Source organism: Klenkia sp. AC732 (assembly GCF_979256525.1).
In genome coordinates this window covers 1-15,667 of sequence record NZ_CEEDOS010000046.1, presented here as the reverse complement: position 1 = coordinate 15,667, position 15,667 = coordinate 1, and the positions used below count along the sequence as shown (strand labels likewise).

Genomic DNA, 15,667 nt, shown 5'->3' with positions numbered 1-15,667 from the left:
TCGCAGACTAAACAGTTCCGCAGCCGCTGCGCAACCGCGGTGCCGGCGTCAGGGTCGCGGGTCGGTGCGCACCCAGCCGCGGTCGTCCCGGCGGCTGCCCTGGGCGGCCTGGCAGCGTCGGCAGACCAGCTGCACCTCCTCGGCGTGCCGGCCCGAGGACGGCTGCACGTCGCTCCAGCTCACGTGCGGGAACCGGGTCAGCCGGGAGCGGCTCAGCGACAGCCCGCAGCGCGTCTCGTTGCGGCCGCGCTCCCAGGCGTGCACCTCACCGGCCGGGTACCGGACGCCGTCGTCGGGGTCGCGCCACTGGCCGGTGGCCGCGACCGTGGTGCCCGACACCCTCACCGGTGGCGCCGGGACAGCTCCCGCCAGAGCACGCGGCCGCCCAGCGTGACGGCGCCGGCCACCGCGGCCCAGGGGCCGGCGGCGACGAGCGGGTCGACCACGTGGTGCCGACGGTCGCTGCGCCCGGACCGGGAGGACAGCCCACCGGCGGTGACCTCGCTGCGCAGCCCGGTCGCCGGGACGTCGGGACGCCGGGAGACCAGTGAGCGCAGGTGCGCCCCGCCGGCGTCGACCCGGTCCCCGACGACCAGCAGCAGCCAGTGCGCCAGGCGGGCCTCGCTGAAGCGCCGGTAGGCGTAGCCCCGGATCGCCCCGGAGACCCCGTGCAACGGCTGGGCGGTGCCGAAGACCGGGGTGACGAACGCGTGCTCCACCGATCGCTCGCGGCCCTCCCACCCCGGCTGCCGTTCCGGGAAGTCCCAGTGCGCGCCGGTGGAGTCCGGGGCGTACTGCAGCTTGGGCGAGGACGGCCGGTCGGCCGGGTCCAGGTCCACGCCCCAGCCGGGGATGCGGGCGCGCAGCTCCTCCCGGCTCGGGGCCGGGGTCCGCTTGTCGCGCACGTAGGCGCTGGGGATCTGGTCGTCTGTCACGGGGCCCTCCTCAGGCCGGTCCGGGCACGACGAGCGGCTTGATGCAGCCGTCGAGCTTGGCGGAGAACACGTGGTAGGCCTCGGGGATCTCCTCCAGCGGGAAGCGGTGGGTGACCATCGCCCGCGGGGTCAGGTGGCCGTTGCGTACGTGCTCGAACATCCGCGGCCACTGGCGCTTGACCGGGGTCTGGTTCATCCGCAGCGTGAGCCCCTTGTTCAGCGCGTCGCCGAACTTCACCGCGTTCGGGATCGGCCCGTAGGCGCCCACCACCGACACCGTGCCGCCCTTGCGGACGCCGTCGATCGCCCAGTTCAGCGCCGTCGCCGACCCGCCCTGCAGCTTCAGCTTCGCGCCGGCCAGCTGCTGGGTCAGGTTCCCGTCGGCCTCGGCACCCACCGCGTCGATGACGACGTCGGCACCGAGGAAGTCCGTCTGCCTCTTCAGCTCCAGCACGACGTCGTCGACGGTGTCGTGGTCCAGGGTCTCGGCGTGGGCCATGGTGGCGGCCTTCGCCAACCGCTCGGCGATGTGGTCGACCACCAGCACCCGGCCCGCCCCCATCAGCCACGACGACTGCGCGGCGATCAGCCCGACGGGACCGGCGCCCAGCACGACCACCGTGTCGCCCTCGGCGATCTCCCCGAGCTGCGCGCCGAAGTAGCCGGTGGCCGCGGCGTCGGTGAGCAGGACGGCGTCCTCGTCGTGCATCCAGTCCGGGATCGGCACCGGGCCGACGTCGGCGAAGGGCACCCGGACGTACTCGGCCTGGCCGCCGTCGTAGCCGCCGGTGGTGTGCGAGTAGCCGTAGATCCCGCCGACCGCGGTGGCGTTGGGGTTCACGTTGTGGCAGTTGGACAGCAGCCCGCGGGCGCAGAACCAGCAGCTGCCGCAGGAGATGTTGAACGGCACCATCACCCGGTCGCCGACCGACAGCCGCTCGACCGACGGCCCGACCGCCTCGACGACGCCGACGAACTCGTGGCCGAACGTGTGACCGACCCGGGTGTCGGGCAGCAGGCCGTGGTAGAGGTGCAGGTCGGAGCCGCAGATGGCGGCCAGGGTGACCCGGACGATCGCGTCGTTCGGGTGCTCGATCGCGGGGATCGGCTTGTCCTCGACCCGGACGGAGTACGGGCCGCGGTAGACCATCGCGCGCATGGGGGCCTCTCGGCGTCGGCGCGGGCCGGACGGGTCTCACCGGCCCCCCGAGCCTGCCCCCGGACGCCCCGACGGGCCACCCGAGCCCGCACCGACCCGTCCCCGTCCCGACGCGAGACGGCGACGGCGACGGCGACGGCGACGGCGACGCGCCGGGGGACGGCGTGGCGACGTGTCCGTCCTGCAGGGTCGTCCCCGGCATCCCGGTGGCGTCAGGGTCTGGCGAGCAGGGCCTCGACGGCGGGGGAGCGGCGCACCCGGATCTCGCGTCCGCGCAGTGCGGCGGCGTCCAGGTGGTTCAGCACCAGGTCCAGCCCGGCGGGGGACATCGCGGTGACCGACCCGGCGTCGATCGCGGCGACCGGGACCGGCTCGCGGCCGTGCCGGGCGTGGAAGTCCGCGACCACCTCGACGGTGACCGCACCGGCCAGGCACAGCACGCCGCCCTCGGAGGTGTTGAGCAGTCGCACCAGCCCCGGTGCCCCACGCAGGTCCATCCGCCCAGTGTGGCCGCCCGCAGCCCGACTAGGTTCACCGTGACGGACACGGGCGTGCAGCAGGGAGTGGTGGCGTGGGCAGGTCGGTGCTGGTGACCGGTGGCAACCGGGGGATCGGGCTGGCGATCGCCCGCTCGTTCGCCGAGCAGGGCGACGCGGTGGCGGTCACGCACCGGGGCAGCGGGGCCCCCGAGGGCCTGTTCGGGGTGCAGTGCGACGTCACGTCCAGCGCGGACGTGGACGCCGCCTTCACCGCGGTCGAGGAGCACCAGGGCCCGGTCGAGGTGCTGGTGTCCAACGCCGGCATCACCCGTGACGGGCTCCTGATGCGGATGAGCGAGGACGCCTTCACCGACGTCGTCGACGCCAACCTCACCGCCGCCTACCGGGTGGCCAAGCGGGCCGCGGCCAAGATGGTGCGCGCCCGCACCGGGCGGATGGTCTTCGTGTCCTCCGTCGTCGGGCTCACCGGTTCGGCCGGCCAGGTCAACTACGCCGCCAGCAAGTCCGGCCTGGTCGGGCTCGCACGCTCGATCAGCCGCGAGCTGGGCGGCCGCAACATCACCGCGAACGTCGTGGCGCCGGGCTTCGTGCGCACCGACATGACCGCGGAGCTGCCCGAGAAGCGGCAGCAGGAGATCCTGGGGCAGGTCCCGCTGGGCCGGTACGCCGAGGCCGACGAGATCGCCGGCGTCGTGCGGTTCCTGGCCAGCGAGCACGCGGGGTACATCACCGGGGCGGTCGTCCCGGTGGACGGAGGACTGGGGATGGGGCACTGATGGGCATGGCGGAGTCAGGGATCCTGGCGGGCAAGACGATCCTCGTGGCGGGTGTGCTGACCGAGGCGTCGATCGCCTTCTCGGTCGCGCGGATCGCGCAGGAGCAGGGCGCCACCGTCGTCCTGTCGAACTTCGGGCGGGCGCTGAGCCTGTGCCAGCGGATCGCCAAGCGGCTGCCGCAGGAGGCCGCCGTCGTCGAGCTCGACGTCACCGACACCGAGCACCTGGCCACCCTGGCCGAGCGCCTGAAGGCGGTGCTGCCCGAGGGCGCGCAGCTCGACGGCGTCGTGCACTCCATCGGCTTCGCGCCGCAGGAGGCCATGGGCGACGGGTTCACCGAGGTCGCGTGGGAGCACGCCGCCACCGCCTTCCAGGTCTCGTCCTGGTCGCTGGCCTCGCTCACCCAGGCCTGCCGGCCGCTGTTCGGCGACACCGCCTCGGTGGTCGGGCTGACCTTCGACGCCACGGTCGCCTGGCCGGTCTACGGCTGGATGGGCGCGGCCAAGGCCGCGCTGGAGTCCACCTCCCGCTACCTGGCCCGCGAGCTGGGCCCCGAGGGCGTCCGGGTCAACCTGGTCGCCGCCGGCCCGCTGCGCACGATGGCCATGAAGTCCATCCCGGGCAGCAAGCAGTTCGAGGAGGCCTGGGAGGGCCGGGCGCCGCTGGGCTGGTCGGTCACCGACACCGAGCCCGCCGGCAAGTCCGTGGTGGCGCTGCTGTCGGACTGGTTCCCGGCGACGACGGGGGAGATCGTGCACGTCGACGGTGGCTTCCACGCCGTAGGCGTGTGATGTCACAGTCACGCGGTCGGGGACTCATCTGATGCCGCAGGCACTCGACGTCGCGATCACCCCTGCCGGGCAGGCCCCGGACGAGGACCCCTCGCTCGCCGTCCGGAACAACGGGGGCGTCGACCCCTCGTCGGCCCCGGCGCCCGCGGGCCGCAGGGAGGCGGTGCTGTTGCTGTCCTTCGGTGGTCCCGAGGGCCCCGAGGACGTCATGCCGTTCCTGGAGAACGTCACCCGCGGCCGCGGCATCCCGCGGGAGCGGCTGCTCGACGTGCAGGAGCACTACCTGCACTTCGGCGGCGTCAGCCCGATCAACGAGCAGAACCGGGAGCTGATCGCCGCCATCGAGGCGGACTTCGCGGCCAACGACCTGGACCTGCCGGTCTACTGGGGCAACCGCAACTGGGCGCCCTACGCCGAGGACGCCTGGGCGCAGATGGCCGCCGACGGCATCGAGCACGTCTACGTCTTCCCGACGTCGGCGTTCGCCTCGGCCTCGGGCTGCCGGCAGTACCACGAGGACGTCGCCCGGGCCCGTGCCGTGCACCGCAACGAGGCGCCGACGGCGGAGAAGATGCCGCACTACGGCGACCACCCGGGCTTCGTGCGGGCCAACGCCGACGCGCTGCGCACGGCGCTGGAGTCGCTGCCGGCCGACGTGCGGGACACCGCACGGCTGGTGGCCACCGCGCACTCCATCCCCGACGTGATGGCCGCGGTCGCCGGACCCGAGGGCGGGCAGTACCAGCGCGAGCTGCTGGCCTCGGCCCGCCTCGTCGTGGACGAGGTCGTGCCCGGCCGTGACTTCGACCTGGTCTGGCAGTCCCGCAGCGGGCCGCCGTCGGTGCCGTGGCTGGAGCCCGACGTCAACGACCACCTGGAGGCGCTGGCCGCCGACGGGACGCGGGCGGTCGTGCTCTTCCCGGTGGGCTTCGTGTCCGACCACATCGAGGTCATCTGGGACCTGGACAACGAGGCCAAGGAGACCGCCGAGCGGCTGGACCTGGGCTTCGCCCGGGCCGGCACCGCCGGCACCCACCCCGGCTACGTGTCGATGGTGCGCGAGCTGGTGCTCGAGCGCCGCGGCGGCAGCGAGCCGCGGCTGGGCACGAACTGCCCGGCGGCGTGCTGCTACGTCGCCCGGCCGGCCCGCCGCCCGAGCTGAACCCCGGCGGCAGGTGACCCGGTCACCTGCCGCCGGTCCACCCGGCCGTCATGGCCTGGACGACCGACCACTGGGCCGGGCTGAGCCACGACGGGTTGCTGCCCGCCGGCATCCGCAGGACCTCGGCGCTGCGCGCCAGCGGGTCGGCGAGCAGCGCCTCCCGGGGCACCGGCTCGGGCAACCGCCGCCAGCGCGCCGGGAGCACCGGCCCGTCCTCGCCGGGTTCCACCGGCCCGGTCACGACGCCGACCGCGTGCACGCCCGGGTCGGCCCGGCCGCTGACCCACAGCACGCACGGCTGGCCCGCCGTCACCAGGTCCAGCCGGTAGGACGGGCGCACGCACCGTGCCAGGTCGACCTCGGTGTCCGACGCCCAGTCGGCGTCCAGGGCCCGGGCGGACTTCAGCAGCCAGGCGCCGATGTCCGCGCGGGTCAGCCGCGCCGTCACCCCAGCGCGTCCAGCCGGCTGCGGTGCTTCTCCACGGCCCGGACGGCGATCCCCGGCTGCCGGGCGTAGAGCTCCAGCTGGGCCCGCGCGATCTCGGGCCACGGCACGTCCCGGCCACCGATCGTCCAGCCCGGCCGGGGCGTGCCGTCCAGCCCCAGCGCGTCCAGCACGCCGGGGTGCAGCGGGGCCAGGCTGCCGCCGAGCATCTGGTGGTCGGGCACCGCGGGCTCCCCGGACCAGCCCAGGGTGGACAGCACCCCGGCGCCGACGGCGTGCAGGGTGGCGTTGGCCGGGTGGTTCACCGTCCACATCGCGGCGGCACCCCCGGCCACGACGGCGTCGGTGGTGTCCACGTCCAGCGCGGCGTTCCGGCGGCGCAGCTCGGTCTGGGAGGCGGCGGCCAGGTCCCGGACGGCACCGGGGTCGGGAGTGGCGTCCTCCAGGTGCTCGAGGGCCGCGTCGACGTCCAGCCCGCGCACGGCGGCGTCCAGCAGGCGCAGGTCGTGGTAGTCGGTGACGGGGGCGTCGACCCGGGCGCCGGCCTCGTCGTGGGCGTGCACCTGCCAGGGGAACAGGCCCTCGTAGTAGGTGGTGGGCACCCGGACGACGCGGGACCCGCTGCCCAGCAGGGCGACGAGCTGCTCGCTGCCGCAGCCGGGCACCCGGTACTCGTCGCGTACCGGCTGGGTCACCAGCACCCCGGCCAGCGGCAGCAGGGCGTGCAGCCGGGCGACCTCGGCCTCGTCCATCTCGAACACCGGGGGCAGCCGGACGAACTCGACGCCGTGGCCGGCGCCGGTTGGGGCGACCATGCGGCGGATCGACTCGGCCTGGCAGTTGCCCCAGACGAAGCCGACGGTGCCCGCCTCGACGGTGTCCGGGGAGAGCTCGCTCCAGCGGCGCAGGTGCTCGGGGACGCTCGGCGCCTCGACCTCGTGGGTGGTCACCGGTCCATCCTGGGGGCCCGGACGTGACATCGGCGACCCCGGCTGGCCCCGGGGGCCGTCGCTGACGCAGGGTGGGCCACGTGTCGGTGACGGTGGAGCTGCCCGAGGGACACCGGGCGGGGGAGCGCGGGCTGCACCGTGCCTCGCTGGCGGTCTTCCTGGCCGGCGTCGCCACGTTCGCGATGCTCTACGAGCCGCAGGCGCTGCTGCCCGAACTGGCCCGGGCCTTCGACGTCACCCCGGCCGGGTCGACGCTGTCGATCTCGGTGGCCACGGTCGCCCTGGCGATCGGGCTGCTGGTGCTCGGTCCGCTGTCCGACCGCCGCGGCCGCACGACGATCCTGCAGGTCAGCCTGGCCTCGGCGGCGGTGCTGGCGGTGGCGATCGCGCTGTCGCCCAGCTGGGAGCTGCTGCTGGTGCTGCGCGGCGTGCAGGGCTTCGCGCTCGCCGGGCTGTCCGCGGTGGGCGTGGCCTACCTGCGCGAGGAGCTGCACGGCTCGGTGAGCTCCCGGGCGATCGGGCTCTTCATCGCCGGCAACGCGATCGGCGGCCTCACCGGCCGACTGCTCGGCGGCTTCCTCACCGACCTGGGCGGCTGGCGGTTGGCCCTGGGCGGGGTCGCCGCACTCGGGGTGGCCTGCGCGGTCGCCGTCCGGGTCCTGCTGCCGGCACCCCGCCGCTTCGTACCGGTGGACCGGCAGGGCTCGCTGCTGCGCTCGCTGGGCAGTGCGTTCACCGACCCGGCGCTGCTCATGCTCTACGGGATGGCGGCGTGCCTGATGGCCGCGTTCGTCGCGGTCTACAACGCGGGCACGTTCCGGCTGGAGTCCGAGCCGTACCTGCTCTCGCCGTCGATCGCCTCGCTGGTGTTCCTGGCCTACCTGCTGGGCTCGGCCAGCTCACCGACGGCGGGCTGGCTGGCCGACCGGCTCAGCCGCCGCCTCGTCGTCCCGGTCTCCATCGTGGTGATGGGCGGTGGGGTCGCGCTGACCCTGCTGGCGCCGCTGTGGTGCTTCGTGCTGGGGCTGTGCGTGCTGACGGTCGGCTTCTTCTCCGCGCACGCTGTCGGCAGCGGGTGGGTCGCGGCCCGGGCCTCGCTCGGTGGCCGGCCGGTCGGGCAGGCCGCCTCGCTGTACTCGTTCTGGTACTACGTCGGGTCCTCGGTCGGCGGCACGCTGGCCGGGCGCGCCTGGCAGGGGTCCGGGTGGCCCGCCGTCGCCCTGCTGGCGGGCGGGCTCACCCTGGCCACGCTGCTGCTCGCCCTGGCGCTGGTCCGCACCAGGTCGCTGCACCCGCAGCTGCGTTAGGTCACGCGGTCGCGTCGTGCTCGTCGGCGCCACCGGGCGCGGCGTCGTCGGAGCCGACGGCCTGGCGCTCCTGCTCGGTGCGGTGCTCCAGCACCTCGTCGGTCAGGTGCGGGGCCTTGGCGTGCTCCTGGCGGTCCTTCGGTGCGTTCTCGGTCGGGGTCATCACGTCGTCCAGGGACGGGGTGTCGGGTGCGCTCATGCGGGAGGCCCTTCCCGGTGCCGCGGGGTGCACACACCGATGAGTCCGGGAGCGGGAGGCAGTCTGTCCCGCGACGACCCCTGACCGGAGGACCCATGGCGCAGCAGGTGCGGGTGCAGAACTCCACCGTCTCGGCGGACGGCTACGGCGCGGGGGAGGGCCAGAGCCCGGAACGCCCGTTCGGGCACGCGGACCCCGGTGAGCTGATGGCCTGGGCGCTGGGGACGGCGAGCATGCCCGGCATGTCCCGGCCCGACGGCAGCCGCGGCCTGGAGGACCGGCTGGTCCGCGACTTCGGCAACGGCATCGGCGCGGAGGTGATGGGGCGCAACAAGTTCTCCCCGCACCGCGGCCCGTGGACCGACCTGGAGTGGCAGGGCTGGTGGGGGGAGGACCCGCCGTTCCACACCCCGGTGTTCGTCATGACCCACCACGAGCGGCCCTCCTTCACGCTGTCGGACACCACGTTCCACTTCGTGTCCGGTGAGCCCGCGCAGGTGTTGGAGCAGGCGCTGGCCGCAGCCGGCGGGGGCGACGTCCGGCTCGGCGGTGGGGCGCAGACCATCCGTGCGTTCCTGGACGCCGACCTGGTCGACCAGCTGCACGTCGCCGTCGTGCCCCTGGAACTGGGCGGCGGCAGCCGGCTGTGGGCCTCCCCGGCAGAACTGGACGACCGCTTCCACCACGAGGCGGTGCCCAGCCCGACCAGCGGCGTCGTGCACCACCTGCTCTGGCGACGGTGACCGGCCCCGTGCCCACCGACGCCGAGCTGTGGCGCGCAGCGGCGCGGGAGCGGGCGGCGCTCGCCGACGACCTCGCGACGCTGACCCCCGAGCAGTGGCGGCAGCCCAGCCTCTGCCGGGGGTGGGACGTCGAGGAGGTCGTGGCGCACCTGACCGCGGCGGCCAGCCTGGGTCCGGCGGCCTGGGTGCGCAGCATGGCGCGGGCCCGGTTCCGGTCCGCCGAGCACAACCGGCGGCAGGTGGCGCGGCACCGTGGGGCGACGCCGGCGGAGACGCTGGAGCGCTTCCGGGCGGTCGTGGACAGCACGACGGCACCGTCGGGGCACACCCCGGCCTACGTGGGCGAGGTGCTCGTGCACGCGGAGGACGTCCGCCGCCCCCTCGGGCTGACCCACGACCCGGACCCGGCTGCGCTGGCCGCGGTCTTCGGCTTCGCGGTGGGTCGGGACTTCACGGTGGCCGGCCGCACGACGTCGGCCGGGCTCGCCCTGCGGGCCGACGACGGGCCGTCCACCGCCGGGGAGGGCCCGGAGGTCACCGGTCCGACGCTGTCGCTGCTCATGGCGGTCGCCGGCCGGGCGGCCCACCTCGTGGACCTGCGCGGGCCGGGGGTCGCGGTCCTCCGGGGACGCCTGGAGACCTGACCGGTCAGTCGCCCGCGGGTGGTCCCGACGACCGGCCCTGGTCCAGGGCATAGCGCTCCAGCCACCGCACGACCACCTGCCGGGACCCGGCGTCCAGGCGGCCCGTCGAGACGGCGCGGCCGTCCAGGAGCACCTGGCCCGTGGGCAGCAGGTGGAGCTGCCCGGGGTCGGCCCCGCTCGACAGCAGCCAGCCCACCCGCTGGGTGCGCAGCGCCGGGCCCGGGACGAGGACCGCCCCCGGGTTGCCCAGGGACCGCAACCGGTCCAGGGCCGAGGCGATGAGGGCGTCCAGCTGAGGATCCGCGGGAGAGCGGTCGCGTCGTCGTCGGAAGAGGTCCACGGGCCACTCTCGGGCGCACCCCGCCGGACCTGCAGCCGAGCGGCAGGACCACCTGGATCCGGAACCTCAGCCCTGTTTGAGCTGCTCAGCGGGCAGCCAGGCCTCGACCAGCACCGGCCCGTGCTCCCCGACGACGGCGTAGGCGACCCGGCCGTGCCAGCCGTCCTCGCGCTGGCGCCACTCGACCAGCAGGCCCGGCCAGATGCCCGGGGCGTCGGGCGGGTCGCGCACCCAGCAGTGCCGACCGTGGCCCGACCCGGCTGGGCGTCCCGGGGGGCCACCCAGGCCGCCGTGCAGGGTGGAGGGGCCCGACGAGGGCGGCACCCCCGAGCTCGCCGCCCGGTCGGCGAGCGAGGGGCCGTGTCGTCCTCGGTTCATCCCTCCGGCCATGCCCGACAGCATGGCACGGGCTCGAACACGTGTTCGAACCACAACGGTGCAACTCGCGTGTCGGCTGCCCGAGGTCAGTCGAGCGCGTCCCCCAGCACCCGGGCCACTGTCTGCACGCCGCGGTGGCCGGCCAGCTCCTCGACCGGCACCGGCAGCGGGATCCGCCAGTTCGCCCGCTCCATCGCCCCGGGCACGTTGGGTCGCCGCTCGACGCCGAGCGCGTCGTCCAGCGTGGCCGACAGCAGCAGGCTCGGCGCGGTCGCCAGCAGCCGGTGGGCTGCCTCCACGGCCTTGGCCGGGGTGGCCCGCTTCGCCGGCCCCTCGGGGGCGTCGGTGAGGTGCGCCAGCAGCTGCTTGCGGTCCCGCTTCAGCTGCTTCTCCTCCCCGGTCCCCAGCTCCACCTGCTCGCGCACGTCGGAGCCGGTCCAGAGCCCGGCCACGGTCGGCAGGTCGTGCGTGGTGATCGCGGCCATCGCCTCGGCCGGCCACGCGGCGGGGGCGTCGTCCTCGAACCAGAGCAGGCGGTAGGACAGCACGCCGTGCTCGGCCATGGCCTCCCGGACGCCGTCCTCGACGGTGCCCAGGTCCTCCCCGACGACGACGGCCTGCGCGCGGTGGCTCTCCAGCGCGACGATGCCCAGCATGTCCTCCGAGGGGTACCGGACGTAGGCGCCTGCGGTGGCGTCGTCCCCGGCGACCCACCACAGCCGGAACAGGCCCATGACGTGGTCGATGCGCAGTCCGCCGGCACCGGCCATGGTCGAGCGGATCGACTCGATGAAGGGCGCGTAGTCCGCGGCACGCAGCTTCCAGGGCACCAGCGGCGGGGAGCCCCAGTCCTGGCCCTTGCTGTTGAAGGCGTCCGGGGGAGCGCCGACGCTGACCCCGGTGGCCAGCACGTCCTGCCAGGCCCAGGCGTCCGCGCCGCCACCGGAGACGCCGATCGGCAGGTCCTGGATGACGGTCAGGTCGCCGGTGGCCGCGGCGAGCTGGGTGTCCAGCAGCCACTGCAGCCAGGCGTGGAAGGCGACCTGCTGCTCGTGGTCGGCCACCCAGGCACGGACGCCGTCCGACCGCGGGTCGCGCAGCTCGGCCGGCCAGTCGGGCCAGTTCGCGCCGTGCGCGTCGGCGACCGCGGCCCAGGTGGCCCAGTCCTGCAGCGGCTGGCCCTGGTGCCACCACCAGTCGCGGAAGCCCGCGGGGGAGTGGTCGGCGTCGAAGGTGCGCTGCAGGACGGCCCGCTTGAACGCCCAGACGGCGTCCCGGTCGATCAGCTCGCGGCCGTTCAGCTCGGCGGCGGTGGCCCGGTCCTGGTCGCTCAGCCGCGCCCCGGGGACGTCGTCCAGGCGCAGGTAGAGCGGGTTGCGGAAACGCCGGGTGGCCGGCAGGTAGGGGCTGTCCTCCTGCTCGGGGCCGGGACCCACGGCGTGCAGCGGGTTGACCAGCACGAAGCCGGCGCCCTGCTGCTGGGCCGTCTCGCGGACGGTGCGCAGGTCGGCCAGGTCGCCGATGCCGGCGCTGCCGTGCCCGCGCGCGGCGTAGAGCTGCACCGCCCAGCCCCAGCTGCGCTCGTCGGGCAGCCAGCAGCGGCCCGGGGTGACGACGAGGAGCCGGTCCCGGCCGTCGGGGGTCTGCAGCCGGTGGTAGCCGAGCGGGAAGTCCTCGTCGAGCTCGCCGTCGACGTCGCGGCGCCCGCCGCCCTCCAGGACGACGACCGCGTGGTCGACCTCCAGGGCGTCGCCGGGCCGGGCGACGATCGGGGCGGTGTCCTCGAGGTCGGCCGGGGGTTCACCGACGACCGCGCGGATCGCCTCGATCGTGGACTGCTCGACGGTGTGCACCTCGTCGAGGGCGTCGAGCCAGGTGGCGTCGATGCCCCAGCGGTCGGTGGTCACGCGGTGGTCACCTGGAGGAGTCGTCACGGGTCGATCCTCGCCGACCCGTGACGACCTCGCAGGGTGCTCAGGCGGGCTGGATGCCCAGCGCCGTCGCCAGCGTGGTGATCTTGCGCGCACGACCCAGCCGGGGCAGGTCGCTGCCGTCCCGGATGACCTGGCCGCGGGCCTCGAAATCGGCCAGGAAGTCGGTGGCCCAGGCGACGTCGGAGGGGGTGGGGCTGATCACCTCGTTGATGACCGGCAGCTGCTCGACGTCCAGGCAGAGCTTGCCGGTGAGGCCGAGGGACACGGTCACGCCGGTGGCCTCGCGCAGCACGCCGTGGCTGGAGCCGACGGTGGGGCCGTCGATCGGGCCGGGCAGGCCGCCGATCCGGCTGCCCACGACCAGCCGGGAGCGCGGGTAGGCCATCGCCAGGTCGTCGGCGGCGGTGCCGGTGTCGCGGCGGTAGTCGCCGGACCCGAACGCCAGCCGGAAGGCGCCGCGCGCGGAGGCGATCCGGACGGTCTCCTCGATGCCCAGTGCGGACTCCACGAGCGCCAGCACCCGGGTCGAGCCGCCGAGGCGGTCGAAGGTCTCGGTGACGTGCTCGGCGGCCTCGGTCTTGGCCAGCATCACGCCGGCCAGGCCCGGGAGGCCGGCCAGGGCGTTGACGTCGTCGGCCCAGAACGGGGTCGAGTGGTCGTTGATCCGGACCCAGGCCTGGCGGTCGCGGGCGGTCGAGAGGTACTCGACGACGGACGCGCGGGCCTGCGGCTTGGCCTTGGGGTCGACGGCGTCCTCGATGTCCAGGATCACCTGGTCGGCCCGCGAGGCCAGGGCCGCGTCGAACTCGGCGTGGTCGCGGGCGCCGTTGACCAGCAGCCAGGAGCGGGAGATGTCGGCTTCCACGTGTCGTCTCTGCACGCGGCGATCATCCCCGTAGGACCGTGGTCACTCAGGGGCGGGGCTTGGCACGTCTCGTCGGGACCGCGCGGGCGGGGTCCTCGGGCCACGGGTGCTTGGGGTAGCGGCCCTTGAGCTCGCTGCGCACGGTCGGGTAGCCGGTGGTCCAGAACCCGGCCAGGTCCCCGGTGGTGGCCACGACGCGCCGGGCCGGGGACAGCAGCTCCAGCCGCAGCGGCCGGCCGGCGACGGTGGGGGTCTCCGACCAGCCGAACGCCTCCTGCACCCGCATGGACGCCGTCGGGCTCTCCGGGTTGGCGTAGTCGACCCGGTGACCGGTGCCGCCGGGCACCACCACCTTCTCCGGCACCGCCTCCTCCAGGGTCCCGGCGACCTGCCAGGGCACCAGCGCCCGCAGCGCGGCGACGACGTCGAGCCGGCGCAGGTCGGCCCGGCTGCGCGCGGCCTGCACCTGGGGGGTGGCGCCCAGCGCGCTGCGCAGCGCGTCGTCGTCGACGTCGGGCCACGGGTCGCCCAGGCCGGCGTGTGCTGCGGCCAGCCGTTCCCGCAGCGACGTCGCGGCCGGGGTCCAGCGCAGCAGCGAAAGGCCCTCGGCGCGCAGCCCCTCGGCGACGGCGGCGGCCACGAGGGCCGGGTCCGGGTCGGGCAGCGGGCGCTCGGTGAGCACGATCGCGCCGAGCCGCTCGACCCGGGCGGCCCGCACGTCGCCGTCGCGCCAGAGGACCTCGGGGCCGTCGGTGTGGTCGCCGGCCTCCAGCGCGGTGCCCTGGTCGAGGGCGACGGCGAGCCGGACCCGGGCGTCGCGTCGGCCCGGGGCCCGGTCGGCGGCGGCGACGGCGATCCACTCGGCGCCGGCCAGTGCCGTCCCCTGCGGCAGCTCGGCGCCGGTGCCGGCGGCCAGCAGGTAGGTGCGTTCGGTGCGCGGCCGGCGGCGGGCCAGCCACTCCGGGTGCGCGAGCGCGGTGACCAGCCCGGCGGCCTGGTCGTCGGTGAGGTCGGTCCGCCGGACGTCGGGCACGGCGCGCTCCAGCCGGGCCACCTCGTCCCGCCATGCGCCCGAGTCCCGCCCACCCCGGCCTCCCCGCGCCTCGCGGAGCGCGGCGACCAGGTCGTCCGAGCGCGGGCTGCTGTCGGCCGACAGCAGGGCGACCACCTCGGCGGCCCGGCGCCGGCCGGCCAGCGGGGCGCCGTCGACCAGCGCCCGGGCCAGCCGGGGGTGCGCGCCGACCGCGGCCAGCCGGCGGCCGCGGTCGGTCACCCGGCCCTCGGCGTCGACGGCGCCCAGGGTGCGCAGCGTCTGCCCGGCCACCGTCATCGCCGCCTCGGGCGGCGGGTCCAGCAGGGCGAGGCCGGTGCCTCCGGGGGCGCCCCAGGACGCGAGTTCCAGGGCGACCGCGGTCAGGTCGGCGGTGGCCATCTCCGGCTCGGGGGCGGCGGGACGGCGGGCGTGCTCGGTCTCCGACCACAGCCGGTAGACCCGGCCCGGGCCCTCCCGCCCGGCCCGGCCGGCGCGCTGCGTGGTGGCGGCCTGCGAGGCCGGCACGGTCACCAGGGCGCCCAGCCCGCGGGACAGGTCCACCCGCGGCGTGCGGGCCAGGCCCGCGTCCACGACGACCCGGACGCCGGGGACGGTCAGGCTGGACTCGGCGACGTCGGTGGCCAGCACCACCCTCCGTCGGTGCCCGGGGGTCAGCGCGGCGTCCTGCTCGGCGGCGGGCAGCCGACCGTGCAGCGGCCGGACGTCGACGTCCAGCCCGCCCAGCCGGCGCTGCACCCCGCCGATCTCCGCGGCGCCGGGCAGGAAGACCAGCACGTCGTGGTCGGTCTCGGTGAGCGCACGCCGGACGGTGTCGGCGACGGCGTCCAGCAGCCGGGGGTCGACCCGGGTGCCCAGCGGCGGCTGCACCGGCGGCCGCGGCGGGCACCAGACGGTCTCGACGTCGAAGAGCGCACCGGTCGCCTCGACCACGGGGGCGTCCCCGAGCAGGGTGCTCAGCCGCTGCGCCTGGGCGGTCGCCGACATGGCCAGCAGTCGCAGCTCCGGGCGCAGCGTCGTCCGGACGTCGAGGGCGAAGGCCAGTGCCAGGTCGGTGTCGGTCTGCCGCTCGTGCACCTCGTCGAGCACCACGGCGTCGACCCCGGGCAGCTCGGGGTCGGCCTGCAGCCGGCGCAGCAGCAGGCCGGTGGTGACGACCTCGACCCGGGTGGCCGCCGACCGCCGGGACTCCCCGCGGACGCTGAAGCCGACCCGGTCGCCCACCCGCTCACCGACCAGCGCGGCCATCCGGCGGGCGGCGGCGCGGGCGGCCACCCGGCGGGGTTCGGCGACCAGCACGGTGCCGCCCGCGGCCAGCTCCAGCGGCACCAGCGAGGTCTTGCCGGTGCCGGGGGGAGCGACCAGCACCGCGGTGCCGTGGGCGGCGAGGGCGGCGGTCAGCTCCCCGAGGACGGCGCGCACCGGCAGGTCGGTGCCGGGCGTCCCGGGAGGTGGCAGCACGCCCCCAGTGTGGCCGCCCCGCCCCGC

General features: G+C 75.7%; 18 protein-coding genes. 6 read left to right on the top strand and 12 right to left on the bottom strand.

The window, feature by feature from the left end; genetic code table 11:
• Positions 1 to 48: 48 nt before the first annotated feature.
• From AC0IVP_RS18540 to AC0IVP_RS18525, 4 genes are all read right to left on the bottom strand, one after another.
• On the bottom strand, positions 49 to 339 hold the full coding sequence (locus tag AC0IVP_RS18540; protein WP_235564582.1) for a hypothetical protein: 291 nt from the start codon (positions 337 to 339) through the stop codon (positions 49 to 51).
• Between the two features lie 2 nt (positions 340 to 341).
• Positions 342 to 935 carry a hypothetical protein gene (locus AC0IVP_RS18535; RefSeq protein WP_082556663.1) on the bottom strand — a complete coding sequence of 198 codons (594 nt, stop codon included), beginning with the start codon at positions 933 to 935 and terminating at the stop codon, positions 342 to 344.
• 10 nt (positions 936 to 945) lie between these two features.
• On the bottom strand, positions 946 to 2,094 hold the full coding sequence (locus AC0IVP_RS18530; RefSeq protein WP_056291647.1) for a zinc-dependent alcohol dehydrogenase: 1,149 nt from the start codon (positions 2,092 to 2,094) through the stop codon (positions 946 to 948).
• A gap of 212 nt (positions 2,095 to 2,306) precedes the next feature.
• Positions 2,307 to 2,591: a hypothetical protein gene (locus AC0IVP_RS18525; RefSeq protein ID WP_471758470.1), complete on the bottom strand. Its 285-nt coding sequence runs from the start codon at positions 2,589 to 2,591 to the stop codon at positions 2,307 to 2,309.
• 74 nt (positions 2,592 to 2,665) lie between these two features.
• Here AC0IVP_RS18525 and fabG point away from each other — a divergent pair, with 74 nt between their 5' ends.
• From fabG to AC0IVP_RS18510, 3 genes are read left to right on the top strand one after another with little or no spacing between them, the layout of a single operon-like run.
• A complete protein-coding gene (gene fabG / locus AC0IVP_RS18520) occupies positions 2,666 to 3,370 on the top strand; it encodes a 3-oxoacyl-ACP reductase FabG (RefSeq protein WP_056291654.1) in 705 nt (234 codons plus the stop codon).
• 5 nt (positions 3,371 to 3,375) lie between these two features.
• On the top strand, positions 3,376 to 4,161 hold the full coding sequence (gene fabI / locus AC0IVP_RS18515; RefSeq protein ID WP_056291831.1) for an enoyl-ACP reductase FabI: 786 nt from the start codon (positions 3,376 to 3,378) through the stop codon (positions 4,159 to 4,161).
• A gap of 31 nt (positions 4,162 to 4,192) precedes the next feature.
• A complete protein-coding gene (locus tag AC0IVP_RS18510; RefSeq protein ID WP_471758468.1) occupies positions 4,193 to 5,323 on the top strand; it encodes a ferrochelatase in 1,131 nt (376 codons plus the stop codon).
• A 22-nt stretch (positions 5,324 to 5,345) separates the two neighbouring features.
• Here the strand turns inward: AC0IVP_RS18510 and AC0IVP_RS18505 are convergent, their stop codons facing one another.
• Together AC0IVP_RS18505 and AC0IVP_RS18500 are read right to left on the bottom strand one after the other, a co-directional pair.
• Entirely contained in the window at positions 5,346 to 5,771 is a 426-nt protein-coding gene (locus AC0IVP_RS18505) for a hypothetical protein (protein WP_471758466.1), read from the bottom strand.
• Positions 5,768 to 6,718: a WcbI family polysaccharide biosynthesis putative acetyltransferase gene (locus AC0IVP_RS18500; RefSeq protein ID WP_471758464.1), complete on the bottom strand. Its 951-nt coding sequence runs from the start codon at positions 6,716 to 6,718 to the stop codon at positions 5,768 to 5,770. Before AC0IVP_RS18500 ends, AC0IVP_RS18505 begins: the two co-directional genes overlap by 4 nt.
• Before the next feature lie 80 nt (positions 6,719 to 6,798).
• Between AC0IVP_RS18500 and AC0IVP_RS18495 the strand changes: the two genes are divergently transcribed.
• A complete protein-coding gene (locus tag AC0IVP_RS18495) occupies positions 6,799 to 8,025 on the top strand; it encodes an MFS transporter (RefSeq protein WP_235564584.1) in 1,227 nt (408 codons plus the stop codon).
• 1 nt (position 8,026) lies between these two features.
• On the opposite strand, the gene AC0IVP_RS18490 is transcribed toward AC0IVP_RS18495, so the two are convergent.
• Positions 8,027 to 8,224: a hypothetical protein gene (locus tag AC0IVP_RS18490; protein ID WP_056291663.1), complete on the bottom strand. Its 198-nt coding sequence runs from the start codon at positions 8,222 to 8,224 to the stop codon at positions 8,027 to 8,029.
• A 95-nt stretch (positions 8,225 to 8,319) separates the two neighbouring features.
• Here AC0IVP_RS18490 and AC0IVP_RS18485 point away from each other — a divergent pair, with 95 nt between their 5' ends.
• Positions 8,320 to 8,967 carry a dihydrofolate reductase family protein gene (locus AC0IVP_RS18485; protein ID WP_471758462.1) on the top strand — a complete coding sequence of 216 codons (648 nt, stop codon included), beginning with the start codon at positions 8,320 to 8,322 and terminating at the stop codon, positions 8,965 to 8,967.
• Positions 8,964 to 9,611, top strand: coding sequence for a maleylpyruvate isomerase family mycothiol-dependent enzyme (locus tag AC0IVP_RS18480; RefSeq protein ID WP_471758460.1), 648 nt, complete (start codon positions 8,964 to 8,966; stop codon positions 9,609 to 9,611). The genes AC0IVP_RS18485 and AC0IVP_RS18480 overlap by 4 nt, the downstream gene beginning before the upstream one ends.
• Positions 9,612 to 9,615: 4 nt before the next feature.
• Here the strand turns inward: AC0IVP_RS18480 and AC0IVP_RS18475 are convergent, their stop codons facing one another.
• The 5 genes from AC0IVP_RS18475 to hrpB all read right to left on the bottom strand — a co-directional run bounded on the left by AC0IVP_RS18475 (position 9,616) and on the right by hrpB (position 15,640).
• The gene (locus AC0IVP_RS18475) at positions 9,616 to 9,951 is read right to left on the bottom strand and encodes a hypothetical protein (RefSeq protein ID WP_056291671.1); all 336 of its coding nucleotides are present in this window, start codon (positions 9,949 to 9,951) and stop codon (positions 9,616 to 9,618) included.
• Positions 9,952 to 10,017: 66 nt separating this feature from the next.
• Positions 10,018 to 10,182 carry a hypothetical protein gene (locus AC0IVP_RS18470; RefSeq protein ID WP_471758458.1) on the bottom strand — a complete coding sequence of 55 codons (165 nt, stop codon included), beginning with the start codon at positions 10,180 to 10,182 and terminating at the stop codon, positions 10,018 to 10,020.
• Between the two features lie 233 nt (positions 10,183 to 10,415).
• The gene (gene malQ, locus AC0IVP_RS18465) at positions 10,416 to 12,236 is read right to left on the bottom strand and encodes a 4-alpha-glucanotransferase (RefSeq protein WP_471758456.1); all 1,821 of its coding nucleotides are present in this window, start codon (positions 12,234 to 12,236) and stop codon (positions 10,416 to 10,418) included.
• Between the two features lie 67 nt (positions 12,237 to 12,303).
• On the bottom strand, positions 12,304 to 13,143 hold the full coding sequence (locus AC0IVP_RS18460; protein WP_056291678.1) for an HpcH/HpaI aldolase/citrate lyase family protein: 840 nt from the start codon (positions 13,141 to 13,143) through the stop codon (positions 12,304 to 12,306).
• Positions 13,144 to 13,174: 31 nt separating this feature from the next.
• A complete protein-coding gene (hrpB, locus tag AC0IVP_RS18455; RefSeq protein WP_471758454.1) occupies positions 13,175 to 15,640 on the bottom strand; it encodes an ATP-dependent helicase HrpB in 2,466 nt (821 codons plus the stop codon).
• Between the last annotated feature and the right edge of the window lie 27 nt (positions 15,641 to 15,667).